This is a genomic window from Pseudomonas sp. MF08875 (genome assembly GCF_059862525.1).
The window spans coordinates 1-15,704 of the sequence record NZ_JCBCUW010000012.1 but is presented as its reverse complement, the minus strand read 5'-3'; the positions used below and the strand labels follow the sequence as shown (position 1 = coordinate 15,704).

Genomic DNA, 15,704 nt, shown 5'->3' with positions numbered 1-15,704 from the left:
ACGTGCGGGTGCGACCTTTGGTCGCGTTGGGCGGCTGGCTGAGATGGTGTAGCAAATGGTGCAAATCTTGATCCGGGTCAATTGACTTGTCGAGAGTGGATCGTTTTGCATTACCCGAAATGAAAACGGCCCAGCCAGTTGCCTGGCGGGGCCGTTTCGTTCTACGCCGTTGCCTTACTTGGCTTCGGCAGCCTTGTCCGCGTGGGACAGGCTGTACACATAGGCGGCGAGCAAGTGGACCTTGTCGTTACCTTGCAGGTCTGCCTGGGCAGGCATTTGGCCCTGGCGACCGTGGCGGATGGTCTGCTGCAGTTGAGCGAAGCTCGAACCGTAGATGAACGCAGCCGGGTGGGTCAGGTCAGGCGCGCCCATGGCGGGGGTGCCTTTGCCTTCGGGGCCGTGGCAGGCCACGCAGTTGGCGGCGAACAGCTTCTGGCCAGCGACAGGGTCGGCCTTGGCATTTTCCGGCAGCTTGCGGCCGTCGAGGTTGAGCAGCACGTAGGCAGCCACATCGCTGACGCCTTGTTCGCCGATCACTTCGGCCCAGGCCGGCATGATGGCGTGGCGGCCAGCCATGATGGTTTGCTTGATCTGCTCAGGCGTACCGCCCCAGCGCCAGTCGGCGTCGGTCAGGTTAGGGAAACCGTAGGCGCCCTTGGCATCGGAGCCGTGGCACACGGAGCAGTTGGATGCGAACAGACGCCCGCCCATTTTCAGGGCTTGCGGGTCTTTGGCCACTTCTTCAATGGGCATCGACGCAAATTTGGCGAAGATCGGCCCAAACTTGGCGTCCGACTTGGCCATTTCCTTTTCCCACTCGTGCACGCCGGTCCAGCCTGGCTGGCCGTTGGCGAACTCGGTTTTCTTGTCGTTATCCAGGTAGGCATAACCTGGCAACAGACCTTTCCAGTTGCCCAGGCCCGGGTACAGCACCAGGTAGCCCAGGGCGAAAACGATGGTGCCGACGAACAACATGAACCACCACTTTGGCAGTGGGTTGTCGTATTCCTCGATCCCGTCGAAGGAGTGGCCAACCGTCTCGTCCGTTTGTTCGGCGCGCTGGCCCTTGCGGGTCGACAGCAACAGCCAGGTCAGGGCGAAAATGGTACCCAGACTGAGGACTGTGACGTACAGACTCCAGAACGTAGTCATTCTTTGTTACTCCTAGAAGCTTGCTCGACGTGCTTGATGGCTTCGGGATCATCCGCGAAAGGCAGCAAGGTCGCGTCTTCAAACTCAGACTTGCGCTTGGGGCTGAACACCCACAAGGCCAGGCCGATAAAGGCAACCATCACGACGACGGTGCCCAGGCCACGAATCATCCCGATATCCATCTAAATCACCGTTTGCTTTTGATGATGGTGCCCAGGCCTTGCAGATAGGCCACCAGCGCGTCCATTTCGGTTTTGCCCTTCACGGCATCCTTGGCACCGGCGATGTCTTCGTCGGTGTAAGGCACGCCGAGGGTGCGCAAGACTTCCATTTTTTTCGCAGTGTCTTTGCCGTCGAGCTTGTTTTCCACGAGGAACGGGTAGGCCGGCATTTTCGACTCCGGCACTACGTTGCGCGGGTTGTACAAGTGCGCACGTTGCCAGTCATCGGAGTAACGGCCGCCGACGCGTGCCAGGTCCGGACCGGTACGCTTGGAACCCCACAGGAACGGGTGGTCCCAGACGCTTTCGCCGGCGACCGAGTAGTGGCCATAACGCTCGGTTTCAGCCCGGAACGGGCGGATCATCTGCGAGTGGCACTGCACGCAACCGTTGGCGATATAGATGTCGCGGCCTTCGAGTTCCAGCGCGCTGCGAGGCTTCATGCCCTCAACCGGCTTGTTGGTGACGTCCTGGAAGAACAGCGGGACGATCTGGGTCAGGCCGCCGATGCTGACGGCGATGACCATGAAGAAGGCCAGCAGGCCGATGTTCTTCTCGACTACTTCATGCTTCATCAGTGAGCTCCAACTACAGCGATCTGAGCGGCGGCTTCCGCTTCGGCCGGGGTCGAGGCGCGCACGGTGCGGTACACGTTGTACGCCATGAACAGCATGCCCGCGGCAAAGAACGCACCGCCCAGGGCGCGAACGATGAAGCCGGGGTGGCTGGCTTGCAGGGCTTCGACGAACGAGTAGGTGAGGGTGCCGTCATCGTTGATTGCACGCCACATCAGGCCCTGGGTGATGCCGTTGACCCACATCGAAGCGATGTAGAGCACGGTACCGATGGTCGCCAGCCAGAAGTGGGTGTTAATCAGGCCAGTGCTGTGCATTTGCGCACGGCCGAACACTTTCGGGATCAGGTGGTACAGGGCGCCGATGGAGATCATCGCCACCCAGCCCAAGGCTCCGGCGTGTACGTGGCCGATGGTCCAGTCGGTGTAGTGGGACAGCGAGTTGACGGTCTTGATGGCCATCATCGGGCCTTCAAAGGTCGACATGCCGTAGAACGCCAGGGACACCACCAGGAACCGCAGGATCGGGTCGGTGCGCAATTTATGCCAGGCGCCGGAGAGGGTCATCATGCCGTTAATCATGCCGCCCCAGCTTGGCGCCAGGAGGATGATCGACATCGCCATGCCCAGGGACTGCGCCCAATCCGGCAGTGCGGTGTAGTGCAGGTGGTGCGGGCCGGCCCAGATGTACAGGGTAATCAACGCCCAGAAGTGCACGATGGACAGGCGATAGGAGTAGATCGGACGCTCGGCCTGCTTGGGTACGAAGTAGTACATCATCCCCAGGAAGCCAGTGGTCAGGAAGAAGCCCACTGCGTTGTGGCCGTACCACCACTGGATCATCGCGTCGGTCGCACCGGCATAGGCCGAATAGGACTTGAACAGGGTGACCGGCAGGGACGCGTGGTTGACGATGTGCAGCATCGCCGTTACGACGATGAACGCACCGTAGAACCAGTTGCCCACGTAGATGTGCTTGGTCTTGCGCTTGGTGATGGTGCCGAAGAACACCAGGCCGTAGGTGACCCAGACGATCGCCAGCAGGATAGCCAGGGGCCATTCCAGTTCAGCGTATTCCTTGGTGGTGGTGTAACCCAGCGGCAAGGTAACGATGGCGCCGACGATCACAGCCTGCCAACCCCAGAAGGTGAAGGCCGCCAGTGAGTCGGAAATCAGTCGCGTTTGGCAGGTTCGCTGCACGACGTAATAGGAAGTGGCAAACAACGCACAACCACCGAAGGCGAAGATCACCAGGTTGGTGTGCAGCGGGCGTAGGCGTCCAAAGGTCGTCCATGGCAGGCCGAGGTTCAACTCCGGCCAGACCAGTTGCGAGGCGATGAAGACACCGAGCCCCATGCCAAGGATCCCCCAGACCACCGTCATGATGGCGAACTGGCGGACTACCTTATAGTTATAAGCAGTCGGACTGATTGCTGTGCTCATTCTAAGGTTCCACGGTTTGGGTGTTTTATTAGGGATAAAAATCGGCCGCAAGTATGTAGAAAGCGGGGGGTCATTGCAACGCGCCATGACCTGCGTCAATGCTTTCCGAAGCTGATTCTGCGCCCTTTCCATGCTCGGAGTAGGGACAAAATTGGCCCCTGACAAATTGTCGCAGTGAAGGAAATCGGCGCGGGCAACAGGCAGCGTGTAACCGGATTTGTAGGAAGCAGTTGAGTGCCTGACAAGCAGTGATGGGCGCGACAGCCGGTATCTACCAGCCTTTGCGGCTTATCAGCGATCAGATGCTGGGTACGGTTCGGCTACGATGGGCTTGTGGACGGGTGACGCCTGTCCTCGTGGAGGCAAGCTTAGACCCGAATCCGGGGATCGCAAAGCGCGACGTTTGGAGGGTGCGACACTTGGTCGCAAAGGGGTAGAGAACTGCCGCATCTTGAACGATGCGGCAGGCAAGCAGATGCGGATTATTCGCTTTTGCTTTCAGCCAACGCTTTTGCGGTGTCGGCATTGTGGGACAGGCTGTACACGTAGGCGGCCAGCAGTTGCACTTTGTCGTTACCCAAAAGCTCGGTCTGTGCAGGCATGTGGCCCTGACGACCGTGGCGGATGGTCTGTTGCAGTTGTGCCAGGCTGGAGCCGTAGATGAAACCGGCCGGTTGCGTCAGGTTCGGCGCACCCATCATCTCCATGCCAGTACCGGCCGGGCCGTGGCATGCCACGCACGTGGTGCTGTAGGCCTGTTGGCCAGCGGCCAGGTCGGCACCGCTGTCGGCAGGCAGGGGCAGGCCGGCCAGTTCGTGACGAACGTAAGCGGCTACGTTTTTCACGCCGTCTTCACCCAGTACTTCACCCCAGGCCGGCATGGCAGCCATGCGGCCGCCCATGATGGTGGCTTTGATGGTGTCGGCACTGCCGCCCCAACGCCAGTTGTTGTCGGCGAGGTTAGGGAAGCCGAAGGCGCCCTTGGCGTCGGAACCGTGGCAAACCGAGCAGTTGGAAGCGAACAGGCGACCGCCCATTTTCAACGCTTGCGGGTCTTTAGCCACTTCTTCCACGGACATAGACGAGAATTTGGCGTAGATCGGACCAAACTTGGCGTCCGCCTTGGCCATTTCCTTGTCCCATTCCTTGGTTTGGGTCCAGCCATCCTCGTAACCTGGCAGGACGCCTTTCCAGTTGCCCAGGCCCGGGTAGAGGATCAGGTAACCGACGGCGAACACCAGGGTGCCGGCGAACAGCAGGAACCACCATTGCGGCAGCGGGTTATCGTATTCCTCGATCCCGTCGAAGCTGTGGCCCATGGTCTGGTCGACACTGCCCTTGGTTTCGCCCTTGCGGGTGCCAAACAGCAGCCACGTCAGGCCGATCAGGCTGCCGATGGTCAGTACGCAGATCCACGCACTCCAGAAGGTAGTCATGGCCGAATGCTCCTTGTTGCAGGCTCTTGGGAGAGAGCTTCTTCAGGTTGATTCCCGGCGGTGCCGGGCAATGGTTCGTCGGCGAACGGCAGTAGCCGCGCCTGGGCGAACTCCGGATTGCGTTTGGCGTTGAAGACCCACAGCGCCAGGCCGATGAAGGCGATCATCACCACCAACGTGCCCAGGCCGCGGATCATTCCACTATCGAGTACAAAGCCCATGGCTCACCTCTTGTTCTTGATAGCGGTGCCGAGCACTTGCAGATAGGCGACCAGAGCATCCATCTCGGTCTTGCCTTTGAGCGAAGCGGTGGCGCCGGCAATGTCGGCATCGTTATACGGAACGCCGAGGGTGCGCATCGCCCGCAGTTTGGTTTCGGTGTGGCTGCTGTCCAGCGGCTGGGTCACCAACCATGGATAGGCCGGCATCTTCGACTCAGGCACCACGTTGCGCGGGTTGAACAAGTGCGCGCGGTGCCAGTCGTCGGAGTAGCGGGCGCCGACACGGGCCAAGTCCGGGCCGGTACGCTTGGAGCCCCACAGGTGCGGGTGATCCCAGACGCTTTCGCCGGCAACCGAGTAGTGGCCGTAGCGTTCGGTTTCGGCGCGGAACGGACGGATCATCTGGGTGTGGCAACCCACGCAACCTTCGCGGATGTAGATGTCGCGACCTTCCAGTTGCAACGCGGTATAGGGCTTCATGCCTTCAACCGGGGTGTTGGTCACGTCCTGGAAGAACAGCGGGACGATCTGGGTCAGACCGCCGATGCTCACAGCCAGCACCATCAGCAGCATCAGCAGGCCGACGTTTTTCTCGATTACTTCGTGTTTCATGTCGGACTCCTCAGGCCATCTGCGCGGCAGCGGCGACTTCAGCGGGCTTGGCGGACTGAACCGTGCGCCAGACGTTGTAAGCCATCAGCAACATGCCGGTGAAGAAGATCGCACCACCTGCCAGACGAACGATGAAGCCTGGGTGGCTGGCCACCAGGGTCTCGACGAAGGAGTAGGTCAGCGTGCCGTCTTCGTTGATCGCGCGCCACATCAGGCCCTGGGCGATGCCGTTGACCCACATCGAAGCGATGTAGAGCACGGTGCCGATGGTAGCCAGCCAGAAGTGTGCGTTGATGAGGCCCACGCTGTGCATGCCAGGGCGACCGAAGACTTTCGGGATCATGTGGTACAGGGCGCCGATGGAGATCATCGCAACCCAACCCAAGGCACCGGCGTGTACGTGGCCGATGGTCCAGTCGGTGTAGTGGGACAGCGAGTTGACGGTCTTGATGGCCATCATCGGGCCTTCAAAGGTCGACATGCCGTAGAACGCCAGGGATACCACCAGGAACCGCAGGATCGGGTCGCTGCGCAGCTTATGCCAGGCGCCGGAGAGGGTCATCATGCCGTTAATCATGCCGCCCCAGCTCGGTGCCAGCAGAACCAGCGACATCACCATGCCCAGGGACTGCGCCCAGTCTGGCAGTGCGGTGTAGTGCAGGTGGTGCGGGCCGGCCCAGATGTACAGGGTAATCAGTGCCCAGAAGTGCACGATCGACAGGCGATACGAATACACCGGACGCTCGGCTTGCTTGGGTACGAAGTAGTACATCATCCCCAGGAAGCCCGCAGTGAGGAAGAAGCCCACGGCGTTGTGGCCGTACCACCATTGCACCATCGCATCGGTCGCGCCGGCATAGGCGGAGTAGGACTTGGTCAGGCTGACCGGCAACTCGGCGTTGTTCACCAGGTGCAGGATGGCCACGGTGAGAATGAACGCACCGAAGAACCAGTTACCGACGTAGATGTGCTTGGTCTTGCGCTTGACCAGCGTGCCGAAGAACACGATGGCGTAGGCGACCCAGACGATGGTAATCAGGATATCGATTGGCCATTCCAGCTCGGCGTATTCCTTGCTGCTGGTGTAACCCAGTGGCAGCGAGATGGCGGCCAGCAGGATCACCAATTGCCAGCCCCAGAAGCAGAACGCGGCGATTTTTGGTGCAAACAGCTCGGTCTGGCAGGTGCGTTGCACCGAATAGAACGAGCTGGCAAACAGTGCGCAACCGCCAAAGGCGAAGATCACTGCGTTGGTGTGCAACGGACGCAGGCGGCCGAAGCTTGTCCACGGCAGGTCGAAGTTGAGTTCAGGCCAGACCAATTGAGCTGCGAGAAAAACCCCGAGCCCCATACCGACGATGCCCCATACCACCGTCATAATGGCGAATTGGCGGACCACCTTGTAGTTATAGGCGGTACTGATAGAAGTGTTCATGGTTCCCCATCCACGGTTCAACTGAAGCAAGGGCGACTGCGCAGGGCAGGGGTGCGCTCACTTCAGCTGGAGTTATAGGCAGACTAAAAAGCGAGGCAAGCATGGACAAAGAGCACAAGGCCAGTATTGACGGGGATCAATGGGCGCGGTGCCTGCGCGTTCACGGCTGGCTGTGGGACGCCGCTCAGCCGCAGGCGCACGCCGAGCCCAAGGGCGCCGGCGTAACCCTGATTTTGGCCCACGGTGCCGGCGCGCCCATGGACAGTGCTTTCATGAGCAACATGGCGGCACGCCTGGCTGCGCTAGGTATCAACGTGCTGCGCTTCGAGTTTCCCTACATGGCGCAGCGGCGCCTGGACGGTGGCAAGCGCCCACCCAATCCGGCCCCCAAGCTACTGGAATGCTGGCGTGAGGTGTACGCGCAGGTGCGGCGTCATGTCACTGGGCCCTTGGTGGTCGCAGGCAAGTCCATGGGCGGGCGCATGGCCAGTTTGCTGGCCGATGAGTTGGGGGCGGGCGCCCTGGTGTGCCTGGGTTATCCGTTCTACGCCGTGGGCAAGCCCGAGAAACCGCGGGTCGAGCACCTGGCAGGGCTGAAGACGCCCACCCTGATCGTCCAGGGCGAGCGCGACGCCCTGGGCAATCGCGAAACTGTGGAGGGTTATGCGCTGTCGCCGAGCATCGAGGTGATGTGGCTGGTGGCGGCGGACCATGACCTCAAGCCCTTGAAGGCTTCAGGCGTCACCCATGAACAGCACCTGAACGCGGCGGCGCAAAAAATCGCCGCCTTCGTTGCCGATATCACGTAGCGATGTAGCAAGCAGGCTCGCCCACGCTCGGCGGCCTAGCCGTGGTAATCGGTGTGGCGCCTGGCGCACCCCAGCACGGGCAAGCCCGCTTGCTACGGGCGTGCGGCGTGAGGTTGTTGCCGCTAGCGCAGCCTCAACGGTTAAAGCGCTCCACCAGCGAGTACTGGGTGGTCGCCGTCAAGGTCAGCGCTTCGCTCAACTGCGCCGAGTGCATCGCTTGTTCCGAGGTCTGATCGGCCAGTTGCGCAATGGTGCTGATATTGCGGCTGATCTCTTCGGCCACCGCCGTTTGCTCTTCGGTCGCAGCGGCGATCTGGGTGGTCATGTCGGTGATGTTGGCCACCGCCTCACTGATCCCCACCAGCGCGGCGTCGGACTCCATCACCTTGGCCACGCCTTCCTCGGCCTGACGATGCCCGGCGTCCATGGTCTGCACCGCCGTGCTGGCGGTCTGCTGCAACTTGGCGATCAAGCTGTGGATCTGCCCCGTGGACTCGCTGGTGCGCTGCGCCAGTTGCCGCACTTCATCGGCCACCACCGCAAAGCCTCGCCCCATTTCCCCGGCGCGGGCCGCTTCAATGGCAGCGTTGAGCGCCAGCAGGTTGGTCTGGTCAGCGATGCCCTTGATGACATCCACCACGCCACCGATCTCATCACTGTCCTTGGCCAGTTGGGTCACCGTGGCGCCGGTTTCACCCACGACCACCGACAGGCGCTGGATCGCTTCGCGGGTTTCGCTGGCGATATCGCGGCCACGGCTGGTCAGGCGATTGGCCTCCTGGGTGGCGTCGGCCGTGCGCTGCACATGGCTGGCGACTTCCTGAGTGGTCGCCGCCATCTGGTTCACGGCAGTGGCCACTTGCTCCGTCTCCACCCGCTGGCGCTCCAGGCCGCTGGAGCTGTTGTGGGCCAGCACATCGGATTGCCGCGCCTGCTCGTTGAGGTGCTCGGCGGTGTCCTGCAAGCGCGTCAGGCAGGTTTTCAGGCGCGCTTCCTGGCTTAGGATCGACATCTCCAGGCGCGCCTGGGCGCCACGGCTGTCGGTGTACATCTGCGCGATCAACGGGTCGGACGTGGTCTGCTCCGCCAGGCGCAACAAACGCTTGAGGCCACGCTGCTGCCAGGTCAGGCCCAGCAACCCCAACGGCACCGACAACCCCGCCGCCAGGGCAAAACCCCAGTGGGAATTGAACCAGATACCGATCAGAAAACTCAGCTGGCTAATAAGGATGAACGGTACCCAATCCTGCAACACCGGCAACCAGCGGTCGCTACGGGGAATGGCCGACTTGCCCTGGTTGATGCGTTGGTAGAGCGCTTCGGCACGGCGCACCTGCTCGGCGGTGGGCTTGACCCGCACCGACTCATAGCCGACCACCTGATTGCCTTCGAACACCGGTGTCACATAGGCGTTGACCCAATAGTGGTCACCGGTCTTGCAGCGATTCTTAACAATGCCCATCCATGGCAAGCCTTGTTTCAACGTACCCCACATATGCGCGAACACCGCCGCCGGAACGTCAGGGTGACGCACCAGGTTATGCGGCGCACGCAACAGCTCCTCACGGGAGAACCCACTGATTTCGACAAAAGCATCGTTGCAGTAAGTAATCACGCCTTTTGCGTCGGTGGTAGAAATCAACCGTTGCTGAGCCGGAAAGGTACGTTCGCGTTGTGTTATTGGTTGGTTATTACGCATGGCTTTTTTCTATCCGCAAGGCTTTGACAGGTTGTCGGCAGCGGTGGGGGAATGTTGAGCGCTATTTTTCAGCGCTATGTCCTAGCGCTCACACTGACAGGCAAGTGCCAGCGGCTAGCAAAGGTAGTGGCCTTTTGATATTTGCGATGTCAATGACACAAATTCTTACGAATGCGACGAGCAGCATAAGACTAGGGATTTTGTGCGTCGCGTGGATTAGAGCCCTGGAAAACCTTAAGTATTTGCGTTCAGAAGACTGACAAGTCCGATACTACCTAGACAAAATTCTTCTTAGCATGAAAGAATGTGCATTCGGATCTTGTAAGAAAAATCCCTTTATTCTCCCTTCTGCGTCAAGACGCACGGGCCTTGCGCTGGCGAAAGGTTTGTGCGGCTTCATCTCAAGCTTTGGCGCTGAGAGCGGGCGGTGACTACTGAGGGGGCACCTTGAAAGGAGTACAGCGTGTATTGCGTTCCAGTCATCACCTGTGAAGTATCAGGCACCCATCTCTGGTCCGTTTCCATCGCTCCCAGGCAAATTGTGGCCCCTTCCGAAACTGGCAAGCACCTCAGCGTCGCCGTTCGAGCGGTTTCTTTTTTAGGTCAACAAAAATCTGCTGCACGTCCCCACGAAGCGCTCCGCTATCTCCCTGTTCAGACACAGGGGCAGTATTCCTCTTTTGCAACCCGGGGCCGTCCTGCGCCGCTTTGGCGTGCCGTTGTGCGTCGAGGTTGGGCAAATAGCCTTCCAATGCTGCCAAGCCGCGTAAGAAAGATGAGTTTTTTTACCTAGTGCATGCCCGTCGACTCACTGGTTTTTCGTTAGCTCTATTTTGATAGCACGCTAACGGTTTGGTGAGTTGTTCTTCAACAATGTGCTGTGGTTTGAAAAAAACCAGGATTTAGAGAACTTTCTTATGGATGCTTCAACTGGTTCGCGAAGGGATGTTGTGACTCTGGTTGCTCCCAGTATTTTCGGCGGTCCTGCGTATGCAACAACTTCCTTGAGTGTTCGTCCCTGCGATGTATACACAGCGAAGATTGCAGTTTTAATGTGCACGTTCAATGGCGAGAGTTTTCTTGCCGATCAACTCCAGTCTTTTGAGCGGCAGACGCATTCTAACTGGACGCTGCTGGTGTCTGATGACAGCTCCCGAGACGGCACGCTGGCGCTTTTGGATGAGTATGCAAAACGTTGGGGAGAGAGCCGCCTTAAAGTATTCCCCGGCCCTCAGCGTGGTTTTGTAGCCAACTTTCTTTCGTTGACTTGTCGTAGTGACATTGATGCCGACTTTTTCGCCTGGTCAGATCAGGACGATATCTGGAGCGAAGATAAGCTCCAAGTCGCATTGCGTTGGTTGCAGTCCCTTCCCGCCCATATACCTGCCCTCTACTGCGGCCGGACCCAGTTGGTCTGCGAGGCCGGAGTGCCTTCGGGAATGTCTCCCAGGTTCGCCTTCCCGCCGCGTTTTGCCAATGCGCTGGTTCAAAGCATTGCCGGTGGCAATACCATGGTTTTCAATCGGGCCGCCCATAGCTTGATCTGTGAAGCCGGAGCCGATGTCGATGTTCCCTCTCACGATTGGTGGCTATACCAACTGATCTCGGGTGCAGGAGGTCTGGTTCATTACGATCCGATACCGCGATTACAGTACCGCCAGCACGATGAGAACCTTATCGGCAGCAACTCAAGTTGGTCTGCTCGTTTGCAGCGACTCCAGATGCTTTTTCAAGGGCGTTTTTGCGAGTGGAACGAGCAAAATATCCACGCCCTTGAAACCATGCGACATCGATTGACTCCGGAGCATCAAGAGACACTCGGTCTCTTCAAAACTGCCCGGGTTCAAAAGTTACCTCAAAGACTGTTGGGTTTCATGCGGGCGGGGTTGTATCGACAAACCCTGTTCGGAAACCTTGGGCTGATTTTCGCGACACTACTGAAAAAGATCTAATTCAATGACTATCTTAGTAACCGGCGGTGCAGGTTTTATTGGTGCGAACTTTGTTTTGGACTGGTTGGCCCAGGCAAACGAACCTGTAATCAACTTGGACAAGCTCACGTATGCGGGCAATCTCGAAAACCTTGCCAGTTTGGACGGTGATGTCCGTCATGTTTTTGTCCGCGGTGACATTGGCGACAGCGCACTGATCGCCCGCCTGCTTGCAGAGCACCAGCCACGGGCCATTTTGAATTTCGCCGCCGAGTCTCATGTCGACCGTTCCATTCATGGCCCTGAAGACTTCATTGAAACCAATATCGTAGGCACATTCCGTTTGCTCGAAGCGGTGCGAGCTTATTGGAAGGGGCTTGAAGGTGAAGCACAGCACGCTTTTCGCTTCCTGCATGTGTCAACCGACGAAGTTTATGGCTCGCTGACCAAGGACGAGCCTGCCTTTAACGAAAGTCATCAGTACGAACCCAACAGCCCGTACTCGGCGAGCAAGGCTGCGAGTGACCACTTGGTACGTGCCTATCACCACACCTACGGGTTACCGGTGTTGACCACCAATTGCTCGAACAACTACGGCCCTTATCATTTCCCGGAGAAACTGATTCCGCTGATGATCGTCAATGCCTTGGCTGGCAAGGGGCTGCCGGTCTACGGCGATGGCCAGCAGGTACGGGACTGGCTCTATGTGAAAGACCATTGCAGCGCAATTCGCCGCGTGCTTGAGGCCGGTAGCGTGGGTGAGGTTTACAACGTCGGCGGTTGGAACGAGAAACCCAACCTGGAGATCGTCCACACCGTTTGTGCGTTGCTCGACGAACTGCGCCCACGGGCGGACGGTCAGCCTTACAGTGAACAAATCACCTACGTTACCGATCGCCCGGGCCACGACCGTCGTTATGCCATTGATGCGCGCAAGTTAGAGCGCGAACTGGGTTGGAAACCTGAGCAAACCTTCGAGACGGGTATCCGCAAAACCGTTCAGTGGTATCTGGATAACCAGGATTGGGTCAGCAATATCCAGTCCGGTGCTTATCTGGAGTGGGTTGAAAAAAATTACGCCGAGCGTCCCGAGTGAGAATTCTTCTCCTGGGTAAAAACGGCCAAGTGGGGTGGGAGTTGCAGCGCAGCCTGGCCCCGCTGGGTCAGTTGATCGCATTGAGTTCCCAAAGCTTGGATTACTGCGGCGACTTGAACGATCTGCAGGGATTGGCGCAGACGGTCAGGGACGTAGCCCCCGACGTCATTGTCAACGCGGCAGCCTATGTGGCGGTGGACAAAGCCGAGGCCGAGCCTCAACTGGCACGCCAAACCAACGCCCTCGCGTTGCAAGTGCTGGCCCAAGAGGCAGCCCGACTGGGGGCGTTGCTGGTGCATTACTCCACGGACTACGTATTCCCTGGCGATGGCCATACCCCCTGGCAAGAGGACGACCCGGCGGCGCCATTGAATGTCTATGGCTCAAGCAAATATGAAGGTGAGCAGGCCATTCGGAGCTCGGGTTGCGCTCATCTGATTTTTCGTACCAGTTGGGTGTACGCGGCACGGGGCAACAACTTTGCCAAAACCATGCTCAAGCTGGCCCAGGAGCGCGACACCCTCAACGTAATTGATGACCAGTTTGGAGCCCCGACAGGTGCGGAGCTGCTGGCCGATGTGACTGCCCACGCCATCCGTGCCGTACAGCTCGATCCGCTGCTGGGTGGGCTTTACCACCTCGCCGCCACAGGGGAAACCACCTGGTGCCAATATGCGCGCTTTGTCCTTGAGCAGGCTGAGGCGGCGGGCATCCCCTTGCGCGTTCGTGCGGGGCAGGTCGCTGCGGTTGGCTCAGAGGCGTACTCGACCCCGGCAAAGCGGCCAAAAAATTCACGACTCAATACTCAGAAATTGCAAAAGGCCTTTGCATTGAACTTGCCTGATTGGCAGCTCGGCGTGGCACGGATGCTTACAGAAACACTAGAGAGAAAAAATGATCAAGCGTAAAGGCATCATCCTGGCCGGTGGTTCAGGCACTCGTCTACACCCAGCGACCTTGGCTATATCCAAGCAATTGCTGCCGGTATACGACAAACCGATGATCTATTACCCGTTGACCACGCTGATGCTGGCGGGGATTCGAGACATTCTGATTATTTCCACCCCGCAGGACACTCCCCGTTTCGAGCAACTGCTGGGCGATGGCAGCAGTTGGGGCCTGAACATCACGTACGCCGTGCAAGCCTCTCCTGATGGTTTGGCGCAGGCCTTTATCATCGGTGAAGAGTTCATCGGCAATGACCTGTGCGCCTTGGTGCTCGGCGACAACATTTATCACGGCCACCACTTTAATGAGTTGCTACAAAGCGCGATGGCGCGTGAGCAGGGCGCCACAGTCTTTGCCTACCATGTCCAGGATCCTGAGCGTTACGGCGTAGTTGAGTTTGATCGCCAAGGCAAAGCCATCAGCCTGGAAGAAAAACCACCGGCACCCAAGTCGAACTACGCGGTTACCGGTTTCTATTTTTACGATCAGCAAGTTGTCGAAATCGCTAAGAGCATCAAACCTTCGCCACGGGGGGAGCTGGAAATTACCGATGTCAATCGGGTGTACCTGGAGCAAGGTAGCCTGTCGGTTGAAATCATGGGGCGTGGCTACGCCTGGTTGGATACCGGCACTCATGACTCCCTGCTCGAAGCCAGCCACTTCATCGCCACCCTTGAACACCGTCAAGGTCTTAAAGTCGCGTGCCCTGAAGAAGTAGCGTTCCGGCAGAAGTGGATCAATGCCGAGCAGCTTGAAAAACTGGCAGCGCCACTGTCTAAAAATGGTTATGGCCAGTACCTCAAACGCCTGTTGCAAGAGACGATCTACTGATGAAAGCCACGCCTTTAGCTATTACTGATGTCGTGCTGTTTGAACCCAAGGTCTTTGGCGACGAACGCGGATTCTTCTACGAGAGCTTTAATCAGCGAGACTTCGAAGAAGCAGTGGGTCGTTCGGTTGTGTTTGTACAAGACAATCACTCTCGCTCGGTTAAAGGTGTATTGCGTGGTTTGCACTACCAGGTAAATCAGGCCCAAGGTAAGTTGGTGCGCGTTGTTCAAGGCGAAGTATTCGATGTTGCGGTGGATATTCGTCGTGATAGCGCCACGTTCGGCCACTGGGTAGGTGCTTATTTGTCTGCAGAAAACAAACATCAACTATGGGTGCCGGAAGGCTTCGCTCACGGTTTTTTGGTGTTATCTGATACCGCCGAGTTCTTGTACAAAACCACGGACTACTACGCCCCAGCCCACGAACGTTGCATTGGTTGGGATGATCCGCAGATCGGCATCCAATGGCCCGATATCGGCGAGCCAGCGCTGTCAGCCAAAGATCGTGCGGGCAAGCGCTTGGCCGAGGCTGATCTGTTCTAGCAGTGATGTAAGCATTTCGCGGGGCCAAGGCCCTGCGTTCAGCGACAAATGGGCAGAGCACTTTTTATGTCACAGACAGCAACCCTTGCTCCGGCAGATGCGTTCGCATTGGCAATGACACCCATGCGTGAGCGCCGCTGGGCCGACGCCGAGGCTCTATGGCGGGTGTTCCGAGAGCAATACAAAGGCCATCCGGCGCCTTGGTTTCAAGGCGCTACCAGCCTGCTGCGCCAAGCAAAATATGCGCAGGCGCAGGAGTTGCTCGAGTATTCCCGCCTCCACTTTGCGCAACATGCAGGGAGCTGGCTTATCAGCGCCGAATGTGCACGCTTGCAAGGCCATCTTTCCCAAGAGGCGGAGTTTCTTGCACAAGGGCGAGAGCTGCATGGCAGTCACTGGGAGCTGTTCATGCGTTCGGCCGATTTGGAGTTGCGCCTGGGGCAGCTCGCACAAGCCGAGGTATTCAATAGCCAAGCGCGAAGAATGGTGACCGGCCGAGTAGAACCCTGGGCTCAGTACGCTGAAATTGCCGAAAAAAAAGGGGATTGGGTGGAGGCTCAACAGCGGTGGGAGGAGGTGATCCATGAGCATCCGACATTTACCCACGGCTACAACCAAATAGCCTTGGCGCCTGAATTCAACACATAAGTGCAACGCTCACCCCTGTATGCACTTCGTACGGCGTCTTCCAGCCCAAGCGCTTGCGCGGGCGTAGATTGATCCTCGCTACTGTCCGATTGACGGCTTCGACGGT

The 15,704-nt window shown here is 58.5% G+C and carries 16 protein-coding genes and 1 pseudogene; 7 read left to right on the top strand and 10 right to left on the bottom strand.

Annotation, left to right across the window (positions count from 1 at the left end):
• Positions 1–174: 174 nt before the first annotated feature.
• From ccoP (AC19YT_RS09040) to ccoN (AC19YT_RS09005), 8 genes are all read right to left on the bottom strand, one after another.
• Complete coding sequence (gene ccoP / locus AC19YT_RS09040) at positions 175–1,152, bottom strand: cytochrome-c oxidase, cbb3-type subunit III (protein WP_095107613.1); 978 nt, start codon at positions 1,150–1,152, stop codon at positions 175–177.
• The gene (locus tag AC19YT_RS09035) at positions 1,149–1,334 is read right to left on the bottom strand and encodes a CcoQ/FixQ family Cbb3-type cytochrome c oxidase assembly chaperone (protein ID WP_003175465.1); all 186 of its coding nucleotides are present in this window, start codon (positions 1,332–1,334) and stop codon (positions 1,149–1,151) included. Before AC19YT_RS09035 ends, ccoP (AC19YT_RS09040) begins: the two co-directional genes overlap by 4 nt.
• A gap of 5 nt (positions 1,335–1,339) precedes the next feature.
• Positions 1,340–1,948 (bottom strand): cytochrome-c oxidase, cbb3-type subunit II, encoded by a 609-nt coding sequence (gene ccoO, locus AC19YT_RS09030; protein WP_025128825.1) that lies wholly within the window; start codon positions 1,946–1,948, stop codon positions 1,340–1,342.
• The gene (ccoN, locus tag AC19YT_RS09025; protein WP_095107614.1) at positions 1,948–3,390 is read right to left on the bottom strand and encodes a cytochrome-c oxidase, cbb3-type subunit I; all 1,443 of its coding nucleotides are present in this window, start codon (positions 3,388–3,390) and stop codon (positions 1,948–1,950) included. Before ccoN (AC19YT_RS09025) ends, ccoO (AC19YT_RS09030) begins: the two co-directional genes overlap by 1 nt.
• Before the next feature lie 482 nt (positions 3,391–3,872).
• A complete protein-coding gene (ccoP, locus tag AC19YT_RS09020) occupies positions 3,873–4,826 on the bottom strand; it encodes a cytochrome-c oxidase, cbb3-type subunit III (protein ID WP_095107615.1) in 954 nt (317 codons plus the stop codon).
• Complete coding sequence (locus AC19YT_RS09015; RefSeq protein ID WP_095107616.1) at positions 4,823–5,047, bottom strand: cbb3-type cytochrome oxidase subunit 3; 225 nt, start codon at positions 5,045–5,047, stop codon at positions 4,823–4,825. Before AC19YT_RS09015 ends, ccoP (AC19YT_RS09020) begins: the two co-directional genes overlap by 4 nt.
• Positions 5,048–5,050: 3 nt before the next feature.
• A complete protein-coding gene (ccoO, locus tag AC19YT_RS09010; protein WP_095107617.1) occupies positions 5,051–5,659 on the bottom strand; it encodes a cytochrome-c oxidase, cbb3-type subunit II in 609 nt (202 codons plus the stop codon).
• Between the two features lie 10 nt (positions 5,660–5,669).
• Positions 5,670–7,094, bottom strand: coding sequence for a cytochrome-c oxidase, cbb3-type subunit I (gene ccoN / locus AC19YT_RS09005; RefSeq protein ID WP_095107618.1), 1,425 nt, complete (start codon positions 7,092–7,094; stop codon positions 5,670–5,672).
• A 101-nt stretch (positions 7,095–7,195) separates the two neighbouring features.
• On the opposite strand from ccoN (AC19YT_RS09005), the gene AC19YT_RS09000 reads away from it, so the two are divergent.
• Positions 7,196–7,903: an alpha/beta family hydrolase gene (locus tag AC19YT_RS09000; protein WP_500610129.1), complete on the top strand. Its 708-nt coding sequence runs from the start codon at positions 7,196–7,198 to the stop codon at positions 7,901–7,903.
• 133 nt (positions 7,904–8,036) lie between these two features.
• On the opposite strand, the gene AC19YT_RS08995 is transcribed toward AC19YT_RS09000, so the two are convergent.
• Positions 8,037–9,602, bottom strand: coding sequence for a methyl-accepting chemotaxis protein (locus AC19YT_RS08995; RefSeq protein ID WP_095107620.1), 1,566 nt, complete (start codon positions 9,600–9,602; stop codon positions 8,037–8,039).
• Positions 9,603–10,462: 860 nt separating this feature from the next.
• Between AC19YT_RS08995 and AC19YT_RS08990 the strand changes: the two genes are divergently transcribed.
• From AC19YT_RS08990 to AC19YT_RS08965, 6 genes are all read left to right on the top strand, one after another.
• Complete coding sequence (locus tag AC19YT_RS08990; protein WP_500610128.1) at positions 10,463–11,554, top strand: glycosyltransferase family 2 protein; 1,092 nt, start codon at positions 10,463–10,465, stop codon at positions 11,552–11,554.
• A gap of 4 nt (positions 11,555–11,558) precedes the next feature.
• Positions 11,559–12,629 (top strand): dTDP-glucose 4,6-dehydratase, encoded by a 1,071-nt coding sequence (gene rfbB, locus AC19YT_RS08985; RefSeq protein ID WP_500610127.1) that lies wholly within the window; start codon positions 11,559–11,561, stop codon positions 12,627–12,629.
• The gene (rfbD, locus tag AC19YT_RS08980; RefSeq protein ID WP_500610126.1) at positions 12,626–13,537 is read left to right on the top strand and encodes a dTDP-4-dehydrorhamnose reductase; all 912 of its coding nucleotides are present in this window, start codon (positions 12,626–12,628) and stop codon (positions 13,535–13,537) included. The genes rfbB and rfbD overlap by 4 nt, the downstream gene beginning before the upstream one ends.
• Entirely contained in the window at positions 13,527–14,408 is an 882-nt protein-coding gene (gene rfbA, locus AC19YT_RS08975) for a glucose-1-phosphate thymidylyltransferase RfbA (protein ID WP_500610153.1), read from the top strand. The genes rfbD and rfbA overlap by 11 nt, the downstream gene beginning before the upstream one ends.
• Positions 14,408–14,950, top strand: coding sequence for a dTDP-4-dehydrorhamnose 3,5-epimerase (rfbC, locus tag AC19YT_RS08970; RefSeq protein WP_500610125.1), 543 nt, complete (start codon positions 14,408–14,410; stop codon positions 14,948–14,950). The genes rfbA and rfbC overlap by 1 nt, the downstream gene beginning before the upstream one ends.
• Positions 14,951–15,016: 66 nt before the next feature.
• On the top strand, positions 15,017–15,598 hold the full coding sequence (locus AC19YT_RS08965) for a hypothetical protein (RefSeq protein ID WP_500610124.1): 582 nt from the start codon (positions 15,017–15,019) through the stop codon (positions 15,596–15,598).
• On the opposite strand, the pseudogene AC19YT_RS08960 reads toward AC19YT_RS08965, so the two are convergent.
• Positions 15,588–15,704, bottom strand: a pseudogene (locus AC19YT_RS08960) (IS30 family transposase); the annotation flags it as partial. The gene AC19YT_RS08965 and the pseudogene AC19YT_RS08960 sit on opposite strands and share 11 nt — an antisense overlap.

Coding starts and splice junctions, on each gene's coding strand:
- ccoP (WP_095107613.1), bottom strand. CDS start 1,152: ATGACTACGTTCTGGAGTCTGTACGTCACAGTCCTCAGTCTGGGTACC.
- AC19YT_RS09035 (WP_003175465.1), bottom strand. CDS start 1,334: ATGGATATCGGGATGATTCGTGGCCTGGGCACCGTCGTCGTGATGGTT.
- ccoO (WP_025128825.1), bottom strand. CDS start 1,948: ATGAAGCATGAAGTAGTCGAGAAGAACATCGGCCTGCTGGCCTTCTTC.
- ccoN (WP_095107614.1), bottom strand. CDS start 3,390: ATGAGCACAGCAATCAGTCCGACTGCTTATAACTATAAGGTAGTCCGC.
- ccoP (WP_095107615.1), bottom strand. CDS start 4,826: ATGACTACCTTCTGGAGTGCGTGGATCTGCGTACTGACCATCGGCAGC.
- AC19YT_RS09015 (WP_095107616.1), bottom strand. CDS start 5,047: ATGGGCTTTGTACTCGATAGTGGAATGATCCGCGGCCTGGGCACGTTG.
- ccoO (WP_095107617.1), bottom strand. CDS start 5,659: ATGAAACACGAAGTAATCGAGAAAAACGTCGGCCTGCTGATGCTGCTG.
- ccoN (WP_095107618.1), bottom strand. CDS start 7,094: ATGAACACTTCTATCAGTACCGCCTATAACTACAAGGTGGTCCGCCAA.
- AC19YT_RS09000 (WP_500610129.1), top strand. CDS start 7,196: ATGGACAAAGAGCACAAGGCCAGTATTGACGGGGATCAATGGGCGCGG.
- AC19YT_RS08995 (WP_095107620.1), bottom strand. CDS start 9,602: ATGCGTAATAACCAACCAATAACACAACGCGAACGTACCTTTCCGGCT.
- rfbB (WP_500610127.1), top strand. CDS start 11,559: ATGACTATCTTAGTAACCGGCGGTGCAGGTTTTATTGGTGCGAACTTT.
- rfbC (WP_500610125.1), top strand. CDS start 14,408: ATGAAAGCCACGCCTTTAGCTATTACTGATGTCGTGCTGTTTGAACCC.
- AC19YT_RS08965 (WP_500610124.1), top strand. CDS start 15,017: ATGTCACAGACAGCAACCCTTGCTCCGGCAGATGCGTTCGCATTGGCA.